Origin of the sequence: Croceimicrobium hydrocarbonivorans (assembly GCF_014524565.1) — a bacterium.
In the GTDB taxonomy this organism is placed as follows: Bacteria; Bacteroidota; Bacteroidia; order Flavobacteriales; family Schleiferiaceae; genus Croceimicrobium; species Croceimicrobium hydrocarbonivorans.
Genome location: NZ_CP060139.1, coordinates 2,899,471 through 2,921,323, shown reverse-complemented (window position 1 = coordinate 2,921,323; position 21,853 = coordinate 2,899,471). Strand labels below are relative to the sequence as shown.

At 43.7% G+C, this 21,853-nt stretch carries 16 protein-coding genes; 6 read left to right on the top strand and 10 right to left on the bottom strand.

Annotated elements, in window-relative coordinates:
- Positions 1 to 4 precede the first annotated feature (4 nt).
- From rplD to H4K34_RS13215, 8 genes are all read right to left on the bottom strand, one after another.
- Complete coding sequence (gene rplD, locus H4K34_RS13250) at positions 5 to 631, bottom strand: 50S ribosomal protein L4 (RefSeq protein WP_210757867.1); 627 nt, start codon at positions 629 to 631, stop codon at positions 5 to 7.
- Positions 631 to 1,257 carry a 50S ribosomal protein L3 gene (rplC, locus tag H4K34_RS13245; protein WP_210757866.1) on the bottom strand — a complete coding sequence of 209 codons (627 nt, stop codon included), beginning with the start codon at positions 1,255 to 1,257 and terminating at the stop codon, positions 631 to 633. Before rplC ends, rplD begins: the two co-directional genes overlap by 1 nt.
- A gap of 31 nt (positions 1,258 to 1,288) precedes the next feature.
- A complete protein-coding gene (gene rpsJ, locus H4K34_RS13240) occupies positions 1,289 to 1,594 on the bottom strand; it encodes a 30S ribosomal protein S10 (RefSeq protein WP_210757865.1) in 306 nt (101 codons plus the stop codon).
- 13 nt (positions 1,595 to 1,607) lie between these two features.
- On the bottom strand, positions 1,608 to 3,710 hold the full coding sequence (fusA, locus tag H4K34_RS13235) for an elongation factor G (RefSeq protein WP_210757864.1): 2,103 nt from the start codon (positions 3,708 to 3,710) through the stop codon (positions 1,608 to 1,610).
- A 25-nt stretch (positions 3,711 to 3,735) separates the two neighbouring features.
- On the bottom strand, positions 3,736 to 4,209 hold the full coding sequence (gene rpsG / locus H4K34_RS13230) for a 30S ribosomal protein S7 (RefSeq protein WP_210757863.1): 474 nt from the start codon (positions 4,207 to 4,209) through the stop codon (positions 3,736 to 3,738).
- 21 nt (positions 4,210 to 4,230) lie between these two features.
- Positions 4,231 to 4,611 (bottom strand): 30S ribosomal protein S12, encoded by a 381-nt coding sequence (gene rpsL / locus H4K34_RS13225; RefSeq protein ID WP_210757862.1) that lies wholly within the window; start codon positions 4,609 to 4,611, stop codon positions 4,231 to 4,233.
- Between the two features lie 178 nt (positions 4,612 to 4,789).
- Positions 4,790 to 5,479 carry a hypothetical protein gene (locus tag H4K34_RS13220; protein ID WP_210757861.1) on the bottom strand — a complete coding sequence of 230 codons (690 nt, stop codon included), beginning with the start codon at positions 5,477 to 5,479 and terminating at the stop codon, positions 4,790 to 4,792.
- Between the two features lie 243 nt (positions 5,480 to 5,722).
- Positions 5,723 to 8,191: a T9SS type A sorting domain-containing protein gene (locus tag H4K34_RS13215; RefSeq protein WP_210757860.1), complete on the bottom strand. Its 2,469-nt coding sequence runs from the start codon at positions 8,189 to 8,191 to the stop codon at positions 5,723 to 5,725.
- A gap of 123 nt (positions 8,192 to 8,314) precedes the next feature.
- On the opposite strand from H4K34_RS13215, the gene H4K34_RS13210 reads away from it, so the two are divergent.
- From H4K34_RS13210 to H4K34_RS13185, 6 genes are all read left to right on the top strand, one after another.
- Positions 8,315 to 8,986 (top strand): hypothetical protein, encoded by a 672-nt coding sequence (locus tag H4K34_RS13210; protein ID WP_210757859.1) that lies wholly within the window; start codon positions 8,315 to 8,317, stop codon positions 8,984 to 8,986.
- Positions 8,987 to 9,069: 83 nt separating this feature from the next.
- Complete coding sequence (locus H4K34_RS13205; RefSeq protein ID WP_210757858.1) at positions 9,070 to 11,412, top strand: ATP-dependent helicase; 2,343 nt, start codon at positions 9,070 to 9,072, stop codon at positions 11,410 to 11,412.
- A gap of 208 nt (positions 11,413 to 11,620) precedes the next feature.
- The gene (locus H4K34_RS13200) at positions 11,621 to 12,256 is read left to right on the top strand and encodes a DUF4290 domain-containing protein (protein ID WP_210757857.1); all 636 of its coding nucleotides are present in this window, start codon (positions 11,621 to 11,623) and stop codon (positions 12,254 to 12,256) included.
- Between the two features lie 4 nt (positions 12,257 to 12,260).
- Positions 12,261 to 13,568, top strand: coding sequence for a UDP-N-acetylglucosamine 1-carboxyvinyltransferase (gene murA / locus H4K34_RS13195; protein ID WP_210757856.1), 1,308 nt, complete (start codon positions 12,261 to 12,263; stop codon positions 13,566 to 13,568).
- 9 nt (positions 13,569 to 13,577) lie between these two features.
- A complete protein-coding gene (locus H4K34_RS13190; protein WP_210757855.1) occupies positions 13,578 to 14,132 on the top strand; it encodes a peroxiredoxin family protein in 555 nt (184 codons plus the stop codon).
- A gap of 306 nt (positions 14,133 to 14,438) precedes the next feature.
- The gene (locus tag H4K34_RS13185; RefSeq protein ID WP_210757854.1) at positions 14,439 to 19,169 is read left to right on the top strand and encodes a T9SS type A sorting domain-containing protein; all 4,731 of its coding nucleotides are present in this window, start codon (positions 14,439 to 14,441) and stop codon (positions 19,167 to 19,169) included.
- 79 nt (positions 19,170 to 19,248) lie between these two features.
- Here the strand turns inward: H4K34_RS13185 and H4K34_RS13180 are convergent, their stop codons facing one another.
- Together H4K34_RS13180 and H4K34_RS13175 are read right to left on the bottom strand one after the other, a co-directional pair.
- On the bottom strand, positions 19,249 to 20,850 hold the full coding sequence (locus tag H4K34_RS13180) for a tetratricopeptide repeat protein (RefSeq protein WP_210757853.1): 1,602 nt from the start codon (positions 20,848 to 20,850) through the stop codon (positions 19,249 to 19,251).
- Positions 20,847 to 21,785: a hypothetical protein gene (locus tag H4K34_RS13175; protein ID WP_210757852.1), complete on the bottom strand. Its 939-nt coding sequence runs from the start codon at positions 21,783 to 21,785 to the stop codon at positions 20,847 to 20,849. Before H4K34_RS13175 ends, H4K34_RS13180 begins: the two co-directional genes overlap by 4 nt.
- Between the last annotated feature and the right edge of the window lie 68 nt (positions 21,786 to 21,853).

Below are 21,853 nucleotides of genomic sequence, written 5' to 3'. Positions count from 1 at the left end.
TTTACTATCTTAAAACAGTTTCAAGCTTCTCCAACGAATCTTCAGATAAAATCACAGTTTGCGCCTTCATTACAGCGTAAGTGTTTAATTCTGAAGCACTTAACACGTCGGAACCCTTAAAATTTCGGGACGACAAATATACAGCTTTATTTGACTCACCAAGCACCAGTAAAGATTTTTTGTCTTGGAGGCCTAATGCGCTCAAAATCTGTACGTAGCTTTTAGTGTTTGGCTTGTCCATTTGAAGGGCTTCCAAAACGATAATATTTTGGTCAGCGGCCTTCTGTGCTAATGCAGAACGACGGGCCAAAGCTTTCAACTTTTTGTTGAGTTTGAAACCGTAGTTACGAGGACGGGGACCGAATACGGTACCACCACCACGTTGTACAGGACTCTTTAAAGATCCTACACGGGCATTACCGGTACCTTTCTGACGGAAGAACTTCTTAGTTGTACGAGAAATCTCATCTCGTTCTTTCGCTTTGTGAGTACCTTGACGCTTATTGGCAAGATGTTGCTTAACATCTAAATACAGGGCGTGCTCATTTGGCTCAATCGCAAAAATGTCATCAGCCAAGGTCACTTTACGTCCGGTATCCTTACCTTCTTTATTTAATACTGCTAATTCCATTACTTGGTGATAATTAGGATTGAGTTCTTAGGACCGGGAACCGACCCTTTAACAACCAAAAGGTTCTTATCGGCATCTACCTTAATTACACGGAGATTCTCTACCATAGTCATGGCTCCTCCCATGCGTCCAGCCATTCGCATACCTTTAAATACACGTGATGGATCCGAACCGGCACCAATTGAACCAGGAGCACGTAAGCGGTTGTGCTGACCGTGGGTAGACTGACCTACACCACCAAAGCCATGACGCTTTACTACACCCTGAAAACCTTTTCCTTTAGATACACCGGAGATATCAACGAATTGTCCTTCGGCAAAAAATTGGTCTACGCTAATTGCTACACCTTCCTTCAATTCCACTTCTTTGAAGTTGGTATCGAATTCTTTTACTTTTTTGCGAGGGCTCACTCCAGCCTTCTTGAAGTGTCCTACCATAGCTGCAGGTACACGACTCTCTTTTTGCTCGCCGTAAGCTAACTGTACGGCTTCGTAACCGTCTTTCTCAGCGGTCTTGATCTGGGTTACCACGTTGGGTTCCACTTCGATGACGGTACACGGTAAGTTTTTACCGTTTTCGTCAAAGAGGCTTGTCATCCCGATCTTTTTACCGATCATTCCAGGCATTTGACAATCTATTTAAATTAATACTCTAAACTCAGACTTTAATCTCTACTTCCACTCCACTTGGCAACTCCAATTTCATCAAGGCATCAATGGTCTTAGATGAAGAACTGTAGATGTCGAGCAAACGCTTGAAGGAAGACAACTGGAACTGCTCACGTGACTTCTTGTTCACGTGAGGAGAACGCAATACTGTGTAGATACGCTTGTTGGTCGGAAGCGGAATTGGACCGTTCACGATCGCACCGGTACTCTTAACAGTCTTTACGATTTTCTCAGCACTCTTATCCACCAAATTATGGTCGTAAGACTTAAGCTTAATGCGGATTTTCTGACTCATCTTCTTAATAAACTTATTCTTTGTTACCCTTAACCTTTGCAATAACATCCTCGGCGATGTTCTTAGGAGCCTCAGCGAAGTGAGAGAATTCCATAGTTGAAGTCGCACGACCAGATGAGTTAGTACGCAGGTCAGTTACATAACCAAACATTTCAGACAGTGGCACTTTGGCTTTGATCGCTTTTGAATTATTACGATCGCCCATGCCTTCTACCACACCACGACGACGGTTCAAGTCACCTACGATATCACCCATATACTCTTCTGGAGTTAATACCTCCAATTTCATAATAGGCTCTAATAATACCGGGTTGGCTTTAGGAACTGCGTGACGGAATGCCATTTTGGCTGCAACCTCGAAAGAAAGTTGATCCGAATCCACAGGGTGGAAAGATCCGTCTTTCAAAGTCACTTTAATACTATCTACAGGGTAACCAGCTAAAACGCCAGTAGACATAGCTTCTTTAAATCCTTTCTCTACAGAAGGGATAAATTCTTTAGGTACGTTACCACCTTTTACCTCGTTAACGAATACCAATCCTGGCTCTTCGCTTTCGCTTGGCTCAATGGTTACGATGATATCGGCAAACTTACCACGACCACCAGTTTGTTTCTTGTAAACTTCACGGTGATCTACAGAACCGTTGATCGCTTCTTTGTAAGATACCTGAGGAGCACCTTGGTTAACCTCAACCTTGAATTCACGCTTCAAACGGTCGATGATAATATCCAGGTGAAGCTCACCCATACCAGAGATTACAGTTTGACCAGTATCCTCATCTGTGTGTACACGGAAGGTTGGATCCTCTTCGGTCAATTTGGCCAAAGACATACCTAACTTATCCACATCAGCTTTAGATTTAGGCTCAACCGCTAATCCGATTACTGGCTCTGGGAAGTCCATTGATTCAAGAATGATAGGAGCATTCTCTGCACAAAGGGTATCACCAGTTTTAATGTCTTTAAATCCTACCAATGCACCGATATCTCCTGCACCTAGCTCATCAATTTGATTCTGCTTGTTAGCATGCATTTGGAAGATACGTGAGATACGCTCTTTCTTACCGGTACGAGTGTTCAACACATAAGAACCGGAAGGAAGAACACCTGAATAGGCACGGGTAAAGCACAAACGACCTACGAATGGATCGGTTGCGATCTTAAATGCCAAAGCACTGAAAGGCTCCTCGAAAGAAGGCTTACGCTTCTCTTCAGCATCGGTATCTGGGTTAGTACCTACGATAGCTTCAATATCTACCGGAGCAGGCATTAATTCCATTACCATATCAAGCATGGCCTGAACACCTTTGTTTTTAAAGGCAGAACCACACATCATAGGCACTACTTTGTTAGCGATAGTCGCTTCACGTAATGCATCAAGGATTTCACGCTCGGTAAGAGACTCTGGATCCTCGAAGTATTTTTCCATTAAGGTATCGTCGAACTCAGCTACGGCCTCGAGTAATTTCTCGCGGTACTCAGTAGCTTCGTCTAACATATCAGCTGGGATTTCAACTTCTTCGAAAGTCATACCCATATCTTCCTCGTTCCAAACGATTCCGCGGAAGTTGATCAAATCAACCACCCCTTTAAAGTCGGCCTCAGCACCAATAGGTAACTGAAGAGGAAGAGCATGAGAACCCAACATTTCTTTAACCTGACCACAAACGTTCAGGAAGTCGGCACCCTGACGATCCATCTTGTTTACGAAACCAATACGTGGAACGTTGTAGTTATTAGCCAAACGCCAGTTAGTTTCAGATTGAGGCTCAACACCATCAACCGCAGAGAACAAGAATACCAATCCGTCTAATACACGAAGAGAACGGTTTACCTCAACGGTAAAGTCAACGTGTCCGGGAGTATCGATAATGTTAATATGGTAGTTATCGCCACGGTAAGGCCAGTTAAGGGTGGTAGCAGCAGAAGTAATGGTAATACCACGCTCTTGCTCTTGCTCCATCCAGTCCATGGTAGCGGCACCGTCGTGCACCTCACCAATCTTATGACTTACCCCACCGTAATAAAGGATACGTTCGGTGGTAGTGGTTTTTCCCGCGTCGATGTGCGCTGCAATACCGATGTTACGGGTGTATTTTAAATCTCTTTTTGCCATGATTTATCTTTCCTATTTGAGGGATTTAGAATCTGCCAAAGTGAGCAAAAGCCTTGTTAGCTTCCGCCATTTTATGAGTATCCAAACGCTTCTTAACTGCAGCACCTTCTTCTTTAGCAGCGGCCATAATCTCAGCTGCTAAACGGTTCGCCATAGATTTCTCATTACGCTTACGAGCATAAGAGATTAACCATTTCATGGCTACAGAGATTTTACGATCTGGACGAATCTGAACAGGAATCTGGAAAGTAGCACCACCCACACGCTTAGAACGTACTTCTACGTGAGGCATAACATTGTTTAAGGCTTCTTTCCATAATTCTAAACCATTACCCTCTCCGGTTTTCTCGGAAACGATATCAATGGCCGAATAAAAAATGCGGTAGGAAGTACTCTTCTTCCCATCCAACATCATCATATTTACAAAACGAGTTACCAGTGGCTCACCGAACTTGGGATCTGGTAATAAGGGTCTTTTTTTAGCTCTTGCCTTTCTCATGAATCTTTTTCTCTAACAGGATTATTTTTTCGCTTTAGGACGTTTCGCGCCGTACTTAGAACGACGTTGCATCCGACCATTAACACCAGCGGTATCCAATGCACCGCGCACAATGTGGTAACGCACACCTGGCAAGTCTTTCACACGACCACCGCGAACCAATACAATGCTGTGCTCCTGCAGGTTGTGACCCTCACCAGGAATGTAGGCATTCACCTCATTTCCATTGGTTAAGCGTACACGCGCTACTTTACGCATGGCTGAGTTAGGCTTCTTAGGAGTGGTGGTATACACACGCGTACATACTCCACGACGCTGTGGTGAAGACTGCAGGGCTGCAGACTTACTCTTCTTAGTAATCTTAGTACGTCCTTTTCGTACTAATTGCTGAATCGTTGGCATACACCTTTATATATAAGCTATTTAATAAATTCGCTACCCCACTTTTTTGGGGACTGCAAATGTAGAACAATTCAACAACGTAGCAAGCCCTTGAGAAAAAATGTTTTAGGCTTTTGTTCAGATACTTAGAAAACGATGCGCAGCTTGAGCTAAGGAAGTCTATTTCCCTCCTTTTCAATCAATATTCCAGCTTCACAATTTTGGACTTGTGAACACTATCTTGGGTGATTTCGTAAAAAACACCTTCCCGATTAAAATATCCCTCCATTATTAAGGTGTCGAAAAACATCGGCGCAAAGCCCCCACTATCTGCATCAAAATCGAGATAAGTTTCTTGCTTTAGACGCAACCAAGAGCTATCACTTAATACCTCCAATACATCCTCTTCGGTCCAACCGCCATCACCCCCTTTAAGAGCTAATACTTGCGCATCTATAATATGCAGGCTATCCCGCGTACTGGTAAATCCATATAAAGTGATGCAGCAAACCTCATCTTCCTTTACCAAGCTAAAGAAACAAAGGCTATCGTCTTCCCAATACGCATCCCAATAAAAAGGAAGAAAGGATTCGTGGTACAATCGCTCGCCATCCGGTTTTACTGGCACGCCTTTTAGATATCGATTTACAAACCAGGCCGGAACTGAATCCGATGCATCATTCTTATCAATGTCCTTAATCCCTGGTCGCCAATCCTGACTTGAATTTTTAATTAGAGCCAAGACATCTTCTGGAAAAGATTCTAGCTCTTGCTCCGTCGAATCTTCAGAGATGCTAAACTCAGCTTCTGAAATCTGAACTTGCTCTGTATTAGAACTTGGGTATTCAGACTCAGCTATCTGAGTACATGCCCAAGAAAGGCAAGACAAGAAGCAAATTAGCAGTATTGATTTTAAGGATTGAGCCATGATCTGCATTAATCAGATCGCGAAATTAGGAAACGAACCCAAGCCAAGGATTTAGCATTGCTTAATTGAGTGAAATCCATTGCTAGAAAGCTAAGCTATTTGGATCCCAAGGAATACCTCCTACTATGATCGACCCATGTATATAATTGAAATCCTATAAGTAATCAATCCTGCAAACTTCCAAATTTGAGTTAACCACCCAGTTTAATGCATAACCTGAAACTTCACTTGTTGCCCAGCAACATGAAGCAAATACACACCATTTGGCAATTGATCAAGACCTATTTTAAACTTTGATTCAATAACTTCAAAATTATTTTCCAGCATCAATTGACCTTGGCTATTATACACCTTACAATATTCAATTTCCTTTGAATCAACCAACTCCACTTCAATATAATCAGAACCAGGATTGGGAAACAACCGGATTCCCGTCTGAGCAATTTTATCCTCATCTAAACCAATTGTACCTTTAAACTTATAGCCCAAAGGCAACCTATAATTACTCAAGGCAATGGGAGTATTTGGCATTATCTCATTAAACTCGTAGTTCTCCACCAAATTTACAGCTAGGCTCGAACCAGTGTTTTCCAATAACTGAATACCGAGGTTCTCCAGGAAGTGGACCTCCAACCTAATGAAATCCCAATTCTGCAGAACAATATCCACGGGAATCTTTAGATAAGACTCCTTACCGACATAACAGATGGTATCCAGGTAAGGTCCGCTATTAAATACACGTACTCTAACTTTTCTTGGCACATCTGGCTTAATGTTTTCAAGCCCCAGGATGTATAGGTATTCAAACTCACGAACGCTAGAAGGAACTCTAATTTTACATTCATACATTCCTAAAATCGAATCCGTAGATAAAACAGACGCTGTAAAACGTCCATCATCCGCCATATTGGAACCCCAAATAAAATCCTGCCCCACCCTTAAAGTATCTGAATAGTGATCACAATTATTGACCCCATAGACTTCGCTTTTCGCACTGTAGGAACCCGCACCCACAATAGGGAACTGATCCTCCTTAACTCCATTCATTTCCACGCGCCCCGCCATGGTCCATACTTGACTAAGGGAATTATCAGCATCCAGCTTCTGAATGCTTGAGCCAGTTGATTGCAGAGAATAGATTGAGTCGGCAGGTACTCTCCTTAAAAAAATGGAATCCCTTTTACTTCCGTTCGCAGCCATCCAGTAAATCCATTGAGAGCTAAGCGGGTTTATTTCCGTCTTTATAGCTGTAGAATCATCAGCTAAGATTCCGGGGCTCCAGTAATCGCCCTGTGAAAAGCCCAGCGAAGTAAGTTGTACACTTTTAGTATCGCAGAAATTCGCAGTATCCAAACGAAGTGTATTAACTGTAATTCCAGGACTTCCAATTAACTGAATGCGCACCCTAACTCCGTTAACAACGCCTCCGCAAGCGTATAACCTCCAAGTGATCGGACAAACCCAGAATTCTCCTCCATTCCAAAAGTTGGCCGGACCAGGTATAAAACTTAACTCCACCAGATTCGTGTCAATTGCCTTCCATTGCCCTCCAGGGTTATGGGACTTTAACTCGGGAAATTCATATCCAGAACTAACAAAAGCAGGAATACGACTTGAATCAACAAAGCTTTGCTGCGAATACACATACAAACTATCACCAGGTTGCCCTACCCCAACCTTAAATTGCAATCTCAAAGTATCGCCATACTCTAAATTGTATTGGAGCACCTCGGGGTTATCTGATATAATCCAACTAGTATCCTTATCACTTACCTCAACGGTAGGAATTGACTTTGTTCCATCAAACATCTTAAAATACACCATTCCTAAAGTGACATCCTTAAATATCAAATTCCCGGCGAGATAATACCGCTTCTCGAATGCCATCACATAATAGCCCGGTTGGTAGCCTCCTGGCACTACTGTAGAACTGATAATGTTTTGTTGCGGAAAGTAAGTACATGGCCCATTTAAAGTATCCTCGGTATAATCCGGTAATGGCGCTAAAGCACTATATCCAGCCGCAAATCCAATGTTCTGGGATGGAGTCGACTTTGGATTCACTAATTCATAGGCCACAGAATCTGCACCTTGCATACCTGGAAACATCTTAAAAGAAGTGTAATTAATGGTATAAGCAAAAGCAGCTTGTAAAGGCACGGGGGTTGTGCCAATATTGTCAAAATACTCCAAGGTTAGCTGACCATTTACCCCCACCTTCGGATATACAGTTACAGATGTACTAGTGTTATAGGTATTTAAAGCATCTATATTTTTATAATCAGCGACACAACAAGCAACATTTCCTATTGTAAACTCAAGAGGAGTCAAGGAAGAATTTAAAGGAAGACTAGAAATTGGAATGATAGCCGTATACAAATTCTCTTCGTATGCAAAGCCCCCGCATGCAAAATCTTCAACTTCGACAGTATCTAAAGGGGCATTACCTACGCGGTTCAAGACAATTGATATTGGCCCATCCAAAGTGACATGAGTAGGTGCCGGAATTGGACTGAAACCGTAAATATTTTTAAATAAATGATATTGAACCTCCCAAGTATTATTAACAGGATCGACTCTATGTTCGTAATAAGAACCAAAAACATGTGCTCCACTCGCGTTGAAAGAAAGTAAAGCACACAAAAACAATAAGCTAAGGTTTAAGCTGCGCATGATTTTTCAGATTTGGAGCAAACTTAATTCATAACGAGAGATAAAAGACTAATTTCATAATCCTTAGACTAAAATACAGAGACTAAAAATCCCCCTCTAGTTTAATTTTGATAACCAAACTTCATGTTCCGAAACCTTTCTCTCCCCATTTTTATTCTTCTTTGCCTTAAAGGATATAGTCAAAAAGATTACCAGCTCTACATGAGCACCCGGCTTTCCGTTTATTCACCTATCGGAACGCCCCTTATAACTGGCGGCAACTATTCCTTACACGGAATGGGAATAGGTATAAACCAGACCTATGAATACTTTATTAAAAAAACTCAAATCGGCTTAAGCCTTGCTGGTGGATACATGCGGAGTGAGGTTCCAGCCCCCTACCTCTATAATGTTAGTTCAGTTCCTCAGTCTATAATTGCCAACCCTAGTGGAGCCCTCAACTGTTTAAACCTTATGCTGGAGGTATATCGACGATTCGGTGAATCAGATAGCAAGATATTTTTCCAACCAAGTTTTGCCTACGGTGTCAATTATGCGTTATTAACTGAATTACCTGAAGGAGTTAGAACACCTACACAAAGGCTTTTTGGAGGTCAAACAGCCCTAAATGATTTTGTGAAAGTTGGCGTTGATTTTGCCATCCCGGTTAACGATGAAGTGAAAATTCTAATCGGCTTCGACTTATATATTACTCAATTTCGATTCCAACCTTTTCGGATCACCGGCGTTTCCGAAATCTATAACTACTACAATGCAGGTATTCATTTTGGCTACCAACATGCGATCAACTACTAATATATTAGGTAGCCAGCTTATTCATTAGGCCCTTGCCGCCTTACCATAATATACGCACCTTTGTCCCTCAAATTATTTTTACTGTGACGGACTTCCTCCAGGGACTCAACCCACCTCAAAAAGCCGCGGTAGAAGCTACCGAGGGCCCCATTATGGTTATTGCCGGTGCCGGCTCGGGAAAAACCCGGGTGCTGACCATGCGCATTGCTTACCTCATGGCAAATAAAGGTGTGGACCCTTTTAATATCCTTTCCCTGACCTTTACCAATAAAGCCGCTCGCGAAATGAAAGAGCGGATTGGTAAAATTGTTGGCCCCTCCGAGGCTAAGAATATTTGGATGGGAACCTTTCACTCGGTATTCGCTCGCATTTTAAGGGTTGAAGGCCACCTCTTAGGCTACCCTTCCAACTTCACTATTTACGATGCCGAAGACAGTAAGAAGGCCATTAATAATGTTATCAAGGAATTGAACCTTGATAAAGAGATTTATAAGACCGGCAATGTAGCCCGCAGAATCTCGGCCTTTAAGAACGGCTTGATCACCCCTCGGGAGTATTTCAACAGCCCTGACCTTCAGGAACAAGATGCCGCTGCACGCATGCCCCAATTAGGTGATGTGTTTAATGCCTATAATGAGAAAAACTTTAGGGCCGGAGCAATGGATTTTGATGATATCCTGCTTCAAACCTATACCCTTTTGCGGAACTTCCCAGAAGTATTAGCCAAATACCAGGATCGCTTTCGCTACATCATGGTGGATGAGTATCAGGATACCAACCACGCTCAGTACCTTATTGTAAAGGCCCTGGCCAACCGTTTTCAGAACATTTGTGTGGTTGGTGATGATGCTCAGAGTATCTATGCCTTCCGGGGAGCGAACATTCAGAACATCCTCAACTTCCAGCGCGACTATGACAATGTGCAAGTCTATAAGCTGGAGCAGAATTACCGCAGTACCAAAAATATTGTTGGAGCAGCGAATAGCCTGATTGCGAAAAACAAGAATCAGCTTCCTAAAAATGTATTCACCGAAAATGATGGCGGCGATCAAATCGTGGTTCATAAAACCGTAAGTGATTCCGATGAAGGAGCCTGGGTAGCACGCACTATTTTCGAAAGACAGATGAATGAGCATTTCGACTATTCGGACTTTGCCATTCTCTATCGCACCAATGCCCAATCTCGGGCCATGGAAGATAATCTTCGCCGCAAGAATATCCCCTATCGCATTTATGGCGGACTTTCCTTCTATCAACGTAAGGAAGTAAAAGACCTTTTGGCTTATTGCCGATTGGCTATTAACCCTAAGGATGAGGAAGCCTTGCGTCGCACCATAAATTATCCCAAGCGAGGTATTGGCGACACCACCGTTGAAAGGCTTACTGTAAAAGCCAATCAGGAGAATCGCGCTATCTGGGAAATTTTGGAAAACATCGACTTCTTCCCAGATTTAGATATTAATCGCGGGGCGATAAACAAGTTGAAAGACTATGTTACCAAGATCAATAGCTACCGCATCTTAGCGGAGAACTCCGATGCCTTTGAGGTGGTGAATCACATCTCCAAAACCTCTGGCCTGATGCGCACCTTGGGTGAGGATAAAACCCCAGAAGGAGTTAGTCGGGTAGAGAATATTGAAGAATTGCTGAACTCCGTAAAAGAGTTTGTAGAAGGTCAGGCTGAGATCGAAGAAGGAAACCCCAAACTGGAAGGTTTCATGCAAGATGTGGCCTTATTAACCGATCAAGATAAAGATGATCCCAATGATCGGAATAAGGTATCACTAATGACGATTCACTTGGCAAAGGGATTAGAGTTTCCGGTGGTATTTATCGTGGGGATGGAGGAAAACCTCTTCCCTAGCATGATGACCGTAAACAGTCGGGCTGACCTGGAAGAAGAACGCCGTCTTTTCTACGTTGCCCTCACTCGCGCCGAGAAGCAAGCCTATCTATCTTTTGCCCAAATGCGTTATCGCTGGGGTAAATTGGTCGATTGTGAGCCTTCACGTTTCCTAGAGGAAATAGACGATAAATATCTCAATCAAAGTACTCCTGAATTTAGCCCTTTCCTATCACCGGAAGAACTACAAGGCTTTCGCCAGAAACGCCCGAATACCGCAGCACAACGCAATCCCATGGCTGGTGGTGATCGACGCAGCGCTCGGCCGCAGCGCAATAGTCCCCGAAGCCCGGTACGCCCACCGGCTGGTATGAAGAAATTGAGCGATCAAGATTCTGTAAGCGGCAATTTCGAAATCCATACTGACCTTGATGCCGGACAAAGAGTAAAGCATCCACGCTTTGGTATGGGCGAAATTAAATCCATGGAAGGCAGCGGTGCCAACAAAAAGGCCATCATTCACTTTGAGAATGTGGGCGAGAAAAAACTGCTGCTCAAGTTCGCTAAGCTGGAGAAGATTTAAAAGCTGAACCTGATTAAGGTCAATGGCTGGTTTAAGTCGTTCTTTGCTCCAATTAAGGAGCTTGCCCCAGATTTTTTAAAGCTGGGCTCAATTCCTGTATGTGACATTGCCAACCTTCAAAGTACAATCTATCCCTATCTTTGTACTTTTAGGACTTCAAAGGCAATACTCTGCAATCTGATTTTTTATATTGCCTTCTCAATAGACTATGGAATACAATACTAGCAGACCCCGCATGATCATCCCTGAGTATGGTCGTAATGTTCAGCGCATGGTAGACTACCTGCTGACCATCGAAAATCGGGACGAACGCAATAAACAAGCTCGTAATCTAATCGCCATTATCGCGAACCTGAATCCTCAGGTATACGAGACCGATGATGATCCTGAGCACAAGTTATGGGACCATTTATATATTATGTCTGATTTCAAATTGGATGTAGATTCTCCCTATCCTCCTCCCGCGCCAGAAAGCTTATTGGAAAAGCCTCAGCCAGTGGAGTATCCTCAAACCAGTCGACGTTACCGTCATTACGGAAATATTACCCGTAAAATGATTGACTACGCCGTAGCGCTGGAAGAAGGTGACGAAAAAACCGCGCTTACTGAGGCCTTGGCCAATGTGATGAAGAAAAATTACATCGTTTGGAATAAAGACCATGTTGAAGATGATGTAATTCTGAACAACCTCAAGGAGATGTCGAACAACAAATTGCAGGTTGCAGATGTAAGTCTTTCCGAGAAACGGGATTTGTTGCAAAATCATGGTGGAAACAAACACAACCACAAAAACAAACGCAACAACAATAACCGTTCGAAGCGAAAAATCAACAAGAAAAAATAATTCCTTGGGAACTTTTCAAATCACCGGCGGACAACGCCTAAGCGGCTCCATCACTCCACAAGGAGCTAAGAATGAAGCCCTGCAAATAATCTGTGCCACCCTGCTTACCGCGGAGCGTGTTACCATTTCCAATATCCCGGATATTGTAGATGTAAATAAGCTTATCGACATCTTGGCCGACCTGGGTGTTAAAGTACAACGCAAGGGCCATGGCATTTACAGCTTTAAAGCCGATGACCTTAATTTGGATTATCTCGAATCGGATGAATTCAAAGTAAAGGGCGCTTCCTTAAGAGGAAGTATTATGATTGTTGGTCCTTTATTAGCGCGCTTTGGCAAAGGTTATATCCCAAAACCAGGAGGTGATAAAATTGGCCGTCGTCGTTTGGATACCCACTTTGAAGGTTTCCAGAAATTAGGCGCCAAATTCCGTTATAAACCCGGCGAGTCCTTTTATGGTGTAGAAGCTAAAAAACTTAAGGGCGCTTACATGCTTTTGGATGAAGCTTCAGTAACCGGTACCGCCAATATTGTAATGGCAGCGGCTTTGGCCGAAGGAACTACTACCATTTATAATGCCGCTTGCGAACCTTATTTGCAACAGCTTTGCAAAATGCTGAATCGCATGGGCGCTAAAATTTCCGGTATTGGTTCCAATTTATTAAGTATTGAAGGCGTAAGCGAATTAGGAGGCTGCGATCACCGTGTGCTTCCCGATATGATTGAGATCGGATCTTGGATCGGTATGGCCGCCATGACCTCCTCAGAATTGCGCATCAAAGACGTAAGCTTCGATGATTTGGGCGTAATCCCTACTGTATTCAGTAAAATGGGAATTAAGGTGCAGCGTGAAAACGATGACTTGATTGTACCCCAACAGGATCATTACGAGATTGAAACCTTTATAGATGGATCTATCCTTACCATTGCAGATGCTCCCTGGCCAGGCTTTACACCAGACCTATTGAGTATTGCCTTGGTAGTAGCCACTCAGGCCAGAGGATCGGTATTGATCCACCAGAAAATGTTTGAGAGTCGACTGTTCTTTGTCGACAAACTTATAGATATGGGTGCACAGATTATTCTTTGCGATCCACACCGTGCTACAGTTATTGGTATGGACAAGGCCACGCCGCTAAAGGCAACCACCATGACCAGCCCCGATATCCGCGCCGGAATCTCATTGCTGATTGCTGCCTTGAGCGCTGAAGGCACCAGCACCATCCACAATATTGAGCAAATCGACCGTGGATATGAGAATATCGATGAACGCCTCCGGGCAATTGGCGCACAAATTGTAAGAGTTAACTAAAAAGAGGAGATGAACATCTTTAGAAAACCCCTATTCATTATCGGACTAGCCGCTTTAAGCTTTGTTGGACTAAGCTTTGTGGAAGGTTTGAATAAAATGCCGGATGAGGAGCAAAGCCGCGGCCTAGGTATTGGCAGCAAAGCTCCAGAGATTGAAATGAATGATCCTAATGGACAAGTACGGAAGCTCTCCGACCTCCAGGGAAAAGTGGTATTGATCGACTTCTGGGCCGCTTGGTGTAAACCTTGTCGCCGAGAGAACCCTAATGTGGTAGCCACTTATAATGACTACAAAAATACCAGCTTTAAGGAAGGCGAAGGCTTTACCGTTTTAAGTGTATCTCTGGATCAAAACAAGAGTCAGTGGATTGCCGCCATCGAACAAGATAAATTGGCCTGGGAAAATCATGTGAGTGATCTGAAAGGTTGGAGCAATGCTGCAGCGGCCACTTACGGAGTTCAGTCCATTCCTGCCACCTTCCTAATAGGCGGCGATGGAACCATCCTTGCCAAAAACCTGCGCGGTCGTGCCTTGCGAAATGTGCTGGAAAAAATGAAGAAATAAGAAAAGGATAAGCCTTTTAGAAAGCGTCTCAATCGAGGCGCTTTTTTTTTGCCCTTTAGTCCTAAAAAAGCTATTCATACAATGCACTATCGACCTAAAAACAGAGCAAAAATTCAGGCTTATTCTTGAGTCCTGTTCCGATATAAGAGTAAAATACTTCCGATATAAAAACGGCTTACCACTCTTTTAACACCTGAAAAACAATTACTTATTTCCAACATATACATTCTGTCCATATTGAAAAATAGGGGAAGCGAAGCATATACTCTTAATTGGTCTTCGATTTAAAATTCTAAAGCCCTATACATGAAAAAGATCGTCACCCTGCTTTTTGCATCCCTGACGCTTAGTACCCTCGCCTGGGGAACCTGGCAGGTGCAATTAAAGCTCAGCCATGCTCCTACCGAAATGAAGGAGAAAGATGCCGGGGAAACAGAAACTAAAAAACCGGCTCATCCAAATGCTTCTAGCCTACAACAAGCTGCAGCCGCATGCAGCAATAGCTATTATATTGGATACGCCACTGGTTTTGAAAATGACACCCTCTTTCAAAGTCCACAATGCTGGGAATCCGGTTTAGTGAATACCATGGGCTTTGGTTCCGCCGCGCAAGTAGAAAATTACGATCCTTTTAGTGGTTCTAAGCATGTGGTACTCTTCAATGAATTTGGAGATACAACCATGCTGATCTCACCCCAATTTGGTGATCTCAGCCTAGGTCAAAAGCAAATCCGCTTTATGGCTGGCACCAGTGATACCAGCTCCACCTTGGTTATCGGATCTATGCCCAACCAAACTAATCTCTCGGCTTTTCAAGCATTCGATACCATTCATTTTACTGAAAGCTCACAATACCGAGAATATATAATTCCAGTTACAGCTGCCAATGGCTATAATATGCAAGATAGCCACCTCGCTTTCTTACATGGCAACGAATCTACTTTCACTACTCTCTTTATCGATGAAGTAGAATACGACACCATCCCTCCTTGCCAAAAGGTGACCAATCCCTTTTTGGTTTCGATTGGAGATACTAGCGTTGGTATCGACTTCAATGACAATACCGGCAACTTTCGCTTTCACTGGGGGCCACGTGGTTATACTCAGGGAACCGTTACCAGCCAAGGTGATTCGCTATTAAGCACCGCCCCGGCTCAAATTCACCCTTTACAAGCCAATACCGAATACGAACTCTACATCTTTAGAGATTGTGGTTCTGAAATTTCAGATTCTAGTCAAGCTTTCTTTTTCACCACCGGCTGTAGTCCTTTCCAAGCACCCTATTTTAATAACTTCGAAAATGAAGCCCTCTATGATGAACCCAATTGTTGGACACCCAGCTTAGCAGGAAATGGCGGCAATAGAACGGAAGTAAAATCCTATAACAATGGTAGCAGTGCCTTTAGTGGAACGCAACACCTAGAGTTTTTCCTCAGCGGAAGCACTAATGCTAGTCATCGCACCATGTTGATTAGTCCCTCCTTTTCAGACTTAAACCTTGGCGACAAACAAATCCGCTTTATGGCCGCCGCTACCAGAGGTGACGCCTCCTTCCTAATTGGCACGGTAGACAATCCCTTAAACCCAGGAAGTTTCCAGCAATTGGATAGCATTTTTATCCCGAGTAGCAGTCCCACTCGCGACTTCCCAAGCTATTCCGAATTCATCACCGAAATTAGCAGCAGCAATGGCTACAATGGAACGGACTCCTACATTGCCATTGTCCTAAGTAAAAGCAGTGCCTCCTATGGAAACATTTATATCGATGATTTCCACTATGAGCTCGTTCCTGCCTGTAATCCACCTTCATTCAATAGCCTAGCTTTAAACAATATCACCACCAATAGTGCACAGTTAAATTGGACTACTGGTCAAGGTATTCACAGTCAAATTAAATGGGGAAATGCTGGCTTCGATCCTAATATCGCTGGTGATTCCATCAACGATAACAGTGGCAGCTTCCTAATCAGCGGCCTAAATTCAAATACCGCCTACGAGGTCTATCTAAGAGACTCTTGTAGCAATGGATCTTACACCTATTGGTTAGGCCCCCTAAGCTTTAGCACCGCTTGTACCGAAATTGCCGCGCCCTATCTCGAGAACTTCGATGGAGCTAATTGGGCTATGGGTAACGGATTCGATAATGCTGGCGACACCATTGACAATTGTTGGTGGCGCAGTCCTGTAAATGGCGGTCAATACCGATGGACAGTTGGTAATGGCCCCTCACCCGGCTTTGGCACTGGACCGGATCAAGATGTGTCTGGTAGTGGTAACTATATATACAGTCATGGTTCTTATGGCTTTTCTGGAGACAGTGCCATTTTAGAGAGTCCACGTATCGACATATCGGCATTAAGCCAGCCCTTCTTGAGCTTTGCAGTTCATCGCTTTGGGCCTAATATGCCAGCGCTTGCCGTACTAATCGACTCCAGCGGAACATGGCGAGAAATTACTCGCATTAGCGGCAGTCCTCAAAATAGCAGTGTAGCTCCTTTCCAAAATATCGGAATTGATATCTCTAGCTATCCCGATACGGTGCAAATTCGCTTTGTAATTGTGAGTAATGGTCCTAATAGCGGTGATTGCTCCATTGATGAACTAAGCATTGACGAAGCACCAACTTGTCCTGATCCGGTAGGATTAGCAGCTGCATTGCAGAATGACAGTACCGCCAATTTAAGCTGGTCGGCCGTTGGTGCTGCTGGTTCCTATGAAATATGGTTTGGTCCCCAAGGATTTTATCAAGGAACTACCACTACCGGAGGCACTAAAACTACCTCCAACAATGCTCAAAAGCTTCTGGATAGTTTAACGGCAAATACTTTCTATGAATTTGTAGTTCGTGGAATTTGTGGCCCTGGCGACAGTTCAAACTGGGTAGGCCCCCACCGCTTTAAGACCCCTTGTACTTCATTTAGTGCTCCTTATTTCGAAGACTTTGAAAACTTCAATATGGGTAATACCCCTGATTGTTACGAGGGATTGCTTTCTGCTGCTGGGAGCATTGAAGTAACTGGCAATCAATTTTCCAGCGGAAGTCAAAGTGTTCAAATCTATAATGACTTCTTCCCTAGCGACCTAATTCTTGTGAGTCCCAATTTCAGTGACATGGATCTCGGCAATAAGCGCATCCGCTTTAAAGCGAGAAACAGCAGCGCTCCTAGCGAAGATTTAATTGTGGGCACCATCAGTAATCCTAGTGATATCAACAGTTTCCAAGCGTTGGACACCATTCACTTGAACACAAATTTTAATACCTATACCCTCAATTTTGATGCCTCTACCGGTTACAATATGACGGACAAGAACTTCGCTTTCAAGCACGGAGTTTTGAACTCATTCGAGCCTATCTATATTGATGAGTTGCATTATGAGCTCATTCCCAGTTGTGCAGAGCCCACCAACCTTAATTTGGTATCCTCTACTGCCACTTCAGCGGATGTTTCATGGAATGGCACTACCGGTCAATATGAATACGAATATGGCATTAAAGGCTTTAGCATAGGTAGTGGTACCCGAGTAAGTACTTCGGCCACTACTGCAACGGTAGGCTTACAAGCGGCCAATGTTCCCAATCAGGTATTTGTGCGTTCTATCTGTGCGCCTGGAGATACCAGTCTTTGGGCAGGCCCTATCGACATTTCAGTGAGCCCCATTCTCTGTGATGATTTCGAGGCCTATAATCTGGGTACCTTTAAGGGTCAATCCACCCTTTTTGAATCCCTGAGTATTAATGATGTTACCGAAATCAGCAATTTACAAGCTAGCTCAGGAACCCAATCTATGCACGTAGTTGCCTTTGGACTGGATGCCAGCAATACTGGTGCCTCTTTCAACCCAATTGACAGCGGGCAAATTGAGGTTTCTATGGCAGTTTATATTCCGATGGGGAACTCTGGCTTCATCAATTTCTTCAAGGATTATCAAAACTCCAATCTGGCTTTTAGCCTGGATTTCTTTGGAGGTACGGCGAATGTTTTAGCTCCCAATGGATTTGGACCACCTAATACCGTAGGTACCTTTAACTACAGCACTGGAGTATGGTTTGATGTAGATCAAATTATCGACTTCGATCTGGATACCTGCTATATTAAAATTAATGGTCAAGATCAAGGTATCGGCTGGAGCTACAGTCAGAACGCCTTTTTCCCACCTGCTCAATTAACCGGCTTAAGCTTTGTTGCCCCAGGAAGTTTCGGGGGTTCTAATGAATTTTTTATTGATGATTTCTGTATCACTGAATTACAGGATAATAATTGTGCTAGTCCATCCTTCACCCAAGTGGCATTTACTAGCTGCGATAGTGTGGTAGTAGAATTTGGAGATCTTGGGGACACCCTGATAGTGGAATACGGCCTTAATGGTTTTAATCCAGGAAGCGGAACTATTATTAGTGGTACAGATTCGCTGGTGAGTCTGGATCAATTGCTAGCTAATCATACTTATGAAGTTTATTATCAGAACATTTGCAATGGCGTAGATAGCTCTGACTGGGAAGGTCCGATTAGCTTCCAAACCGATTCGGTGCCCCTACCAAATGCTGCCTTCACCTATAGCATTGTAGACAGCCTGGGCATGCAATGGATCTCTGTAGACGCATCCGGCAGCAGCCAAAGCCATCAATACCATTGGGATTTCGGTAACGGACAACAAGATACCGGCATGATGGCCAGCAGCAGCTACAGTCAAAATGGCCCGGTTGATGTACAACTCATTGTAAGCAATGCTTGTGGTAGCGATACTTTGGTGCAAAGCTTTACGGTAAATATTGGATTGGCCGATTATCATATCCGGGCTCTAAGTATGTATCCCAATCCAGTAGAATCGATCCTCAATATTGAAGTACCAAGTGAAATGAGAGGTAAGATTCGAGTGCAACTATTTAACAGCTCTGGACAAGAGGTTTGGAATGAAAGCCTCATCCAAAACGATCCCATCCTGAAACTGCCGCTGCAATCTCTGCCGCAGGGTATGTACCACATCCGTCTGGAAGGTGGTCAATTACAAAGACAAGGTACTTTGGTGAAACACTAGGTATTGGGGACTTATCTTTTCTTAGGATAGTTACGGGAAAGAGTCGGCATAGGGCCGGCTCTTTTCTTTTTAAAGCCCTTTATATACTACTCCGAACCTCTCTCAACCAGGCTTCTAATTCTTGTCCCTTAGCTAGGTTCAACTTCTTCCGCAATTTATAGCGACGCATGTTCACCGTTTGATCCTGCACCTCTAAAAAGGCCGCTACTTCCTTAGTGGAGAGATTCAAATCAAATAAGATGATGTACTCCAAATCGCTATCCGTTAATTGGGCATAGCGCTCACTAAAGACTTTCAAGTAGCGCTGGTACACTATAAAGGCTTCCTTAATTAAAAGAGGGGCAGCATCTTGCTCGCGCATTAATTTTCGCAAAGAGCGGGCAAAATCCTTAAACTTTGGCGAGGCTGTTTTCCCCTTCCAATTCGAAGCCAGAGCTTCCATTTTCTGAATGAGGCTCTTATGCTTTACGATTCGGGCGGCCATCTGCGAAAGTTCACTTCTTTGCTGATTTAGCTTTTGCCGCATCACCTTCTCCTCAGTTTCCAACTTTAAAAGTCGCGCTCGATTAAGTTCATTACGCGCTTTAATCAGAGCACGATCTTGCTCCATTAAGATCTTAGTTTCTTTGGATTTGCGGCGCAAGCTCCAAAGAAAGAAGCCCAAATACAAAAGCACGCCAATCGCTAAAATCCCGATCCAAAGATTGATGCGCTTTTGCCTTTTCAGTTCCTCATACAAGAAATCGGCTTGCTGTCTGCTTTGAGCCAAATCAAACTCCGCTTCCACCTTAGTTACCAGATTGGCCCCATTGATCTGTACCTGCAAATCGGCAATGCTATCAAATTTGCGATGATAGCTTTGGGCCAGGGCATAGCGTTCTTGCCGCATGGCCAAATCTCTAAGGGTTTGATAGGCCAAAGCTTGAAGTTGCGGATAGTCTGTACCGGCCTCTTCAATAGCTTTTTGGGAATAATAAACGGCTGAATCATTTTGTTCCGGCCAGTAAAATTGCCCCAAATTGAAATAGCTGTATACCAAGCCAATGCGATTATTAGACTCCTGATAATGCTTTAAAACCGGATGGATCAATTCAATTGCCAGGTCCTTCTCTCCCATTTTATGCCTTAATATGGCTAGATTGAGGGAAGAACTTACCAGGGTCTTTTCAATCTTATGCTCCTGACTAAGGTCTCTGGCCTTCTGGTAAAAATCCGCTGCCCTTTGGAGCTTATTGCTATCCATATAGCTGGTACCCAAATTCACATAGTTCTTGGCCACCCCTTGAAAATTACCAATACTGCGGTATAAACCAATGCTCTTTTGATGCCATTCCCAAGACTGTTCCGAGCGATCTTCCACATTGGTAAGATTCAGGTAGATTGCGGCCATCCCGGCCGTATCCTTTGCTTCCTGATATTTGGCCAAAGCCTCAAAATAATAGCTAGCGGCCCGCTCATTATCCCCACTCTGCATATAGTAAGTACCTAACATTTTGTAGGTCCAAGCTGCTTGCTTCTTGGGTTTTAAACGAATTTGAGTTTCCAACCAGGTTACTGCAGAATCTGGCCGTGAGTCCATTAAGGCCTGGGCCTCTGCTTCCCGTAAAGGAGAAGGCATTAAATCATCCTTACTGCAAGCCCATAGCGAGAGCAAGGCAAAACCCATGACTATTTTCCTCATTCTTCGTTCAGGGATTTTTCAATGAATTCTTTAAAATCTGCTCCCTTTTCTAAGGCCAGTTTCTTACGGAGTCGATAGCGCCTTTTATTAATGCTGGCTGATTCCAAATGGTAGATCTCAGCAATTTCACTGAGACTTAAATCATTTAAAATGAAAACCAGCAATTCCATTTCTTCCTGCTTTAGGTCGATAAATCGCTGTTGTAAACGATGGGCCATCTCCGAATCTAATTTGGAAAGCTCCTCTTGATACCTTTCCAGATGTTCATTGCGGAAGCGCTCTTGCGTCATTTGCAAAAAGATCTCGCGCAGGGGTTCTGCTTCTTCGGGTTCTAATTCTTGAATCTGATCTTTCACAAAGTCTTTTAAGATTCCAGATGCTTGTTGTTGCTGCTTCAACACCGCTTCAAACTCCAAACGTCGTTCGTGATTCTGTGCTTGCTCGGCCTCTAATAAATCTTGTTCTAATTGACTTTGCTCTACTTGATTTGCCAATAAGGCTTCTTCCAGTTTGAGTTTTTCGGCCTTGGTTTCTAGCAAAGCCTTTTGCCTTAGAGCTGCAGACTTCCTACTGCGGTAAATACTGTATACCGAAACCAGAATTAAGAGGGCCATGGCCGATATCCACCAGGCTAATTTTCGTTGGGCCGCTTCCGCCTTAGCGAGTTCGACCAAATCTTGCTCCTGCAATTGCCTTTGTTGCTCTAGCTTTAAAATCGAAAGTTTATGGTCGCTTTCTACCTGCAGGGCCGCTCTCTCAGCAGAATCTCGCCGTATCTCCGACTTTAAACTTTGCAAACTATCTACTTGAGCCTGCACACTAAATCCTGCCAGGAGGAAAAGCCCAATCATTATCCAAAGAGGATGCCTAATCGAGAGAAGAAATCTTCCGCTTAATCCAGGGTTTTCGGGGCTCATAGCCCAAATGTAGGGCATAAAGCCCAAGCTTCCGTATACTGTGCCACTCTGACACTTTGCCCCCCCTTGGCAAACAATTTGCCTTT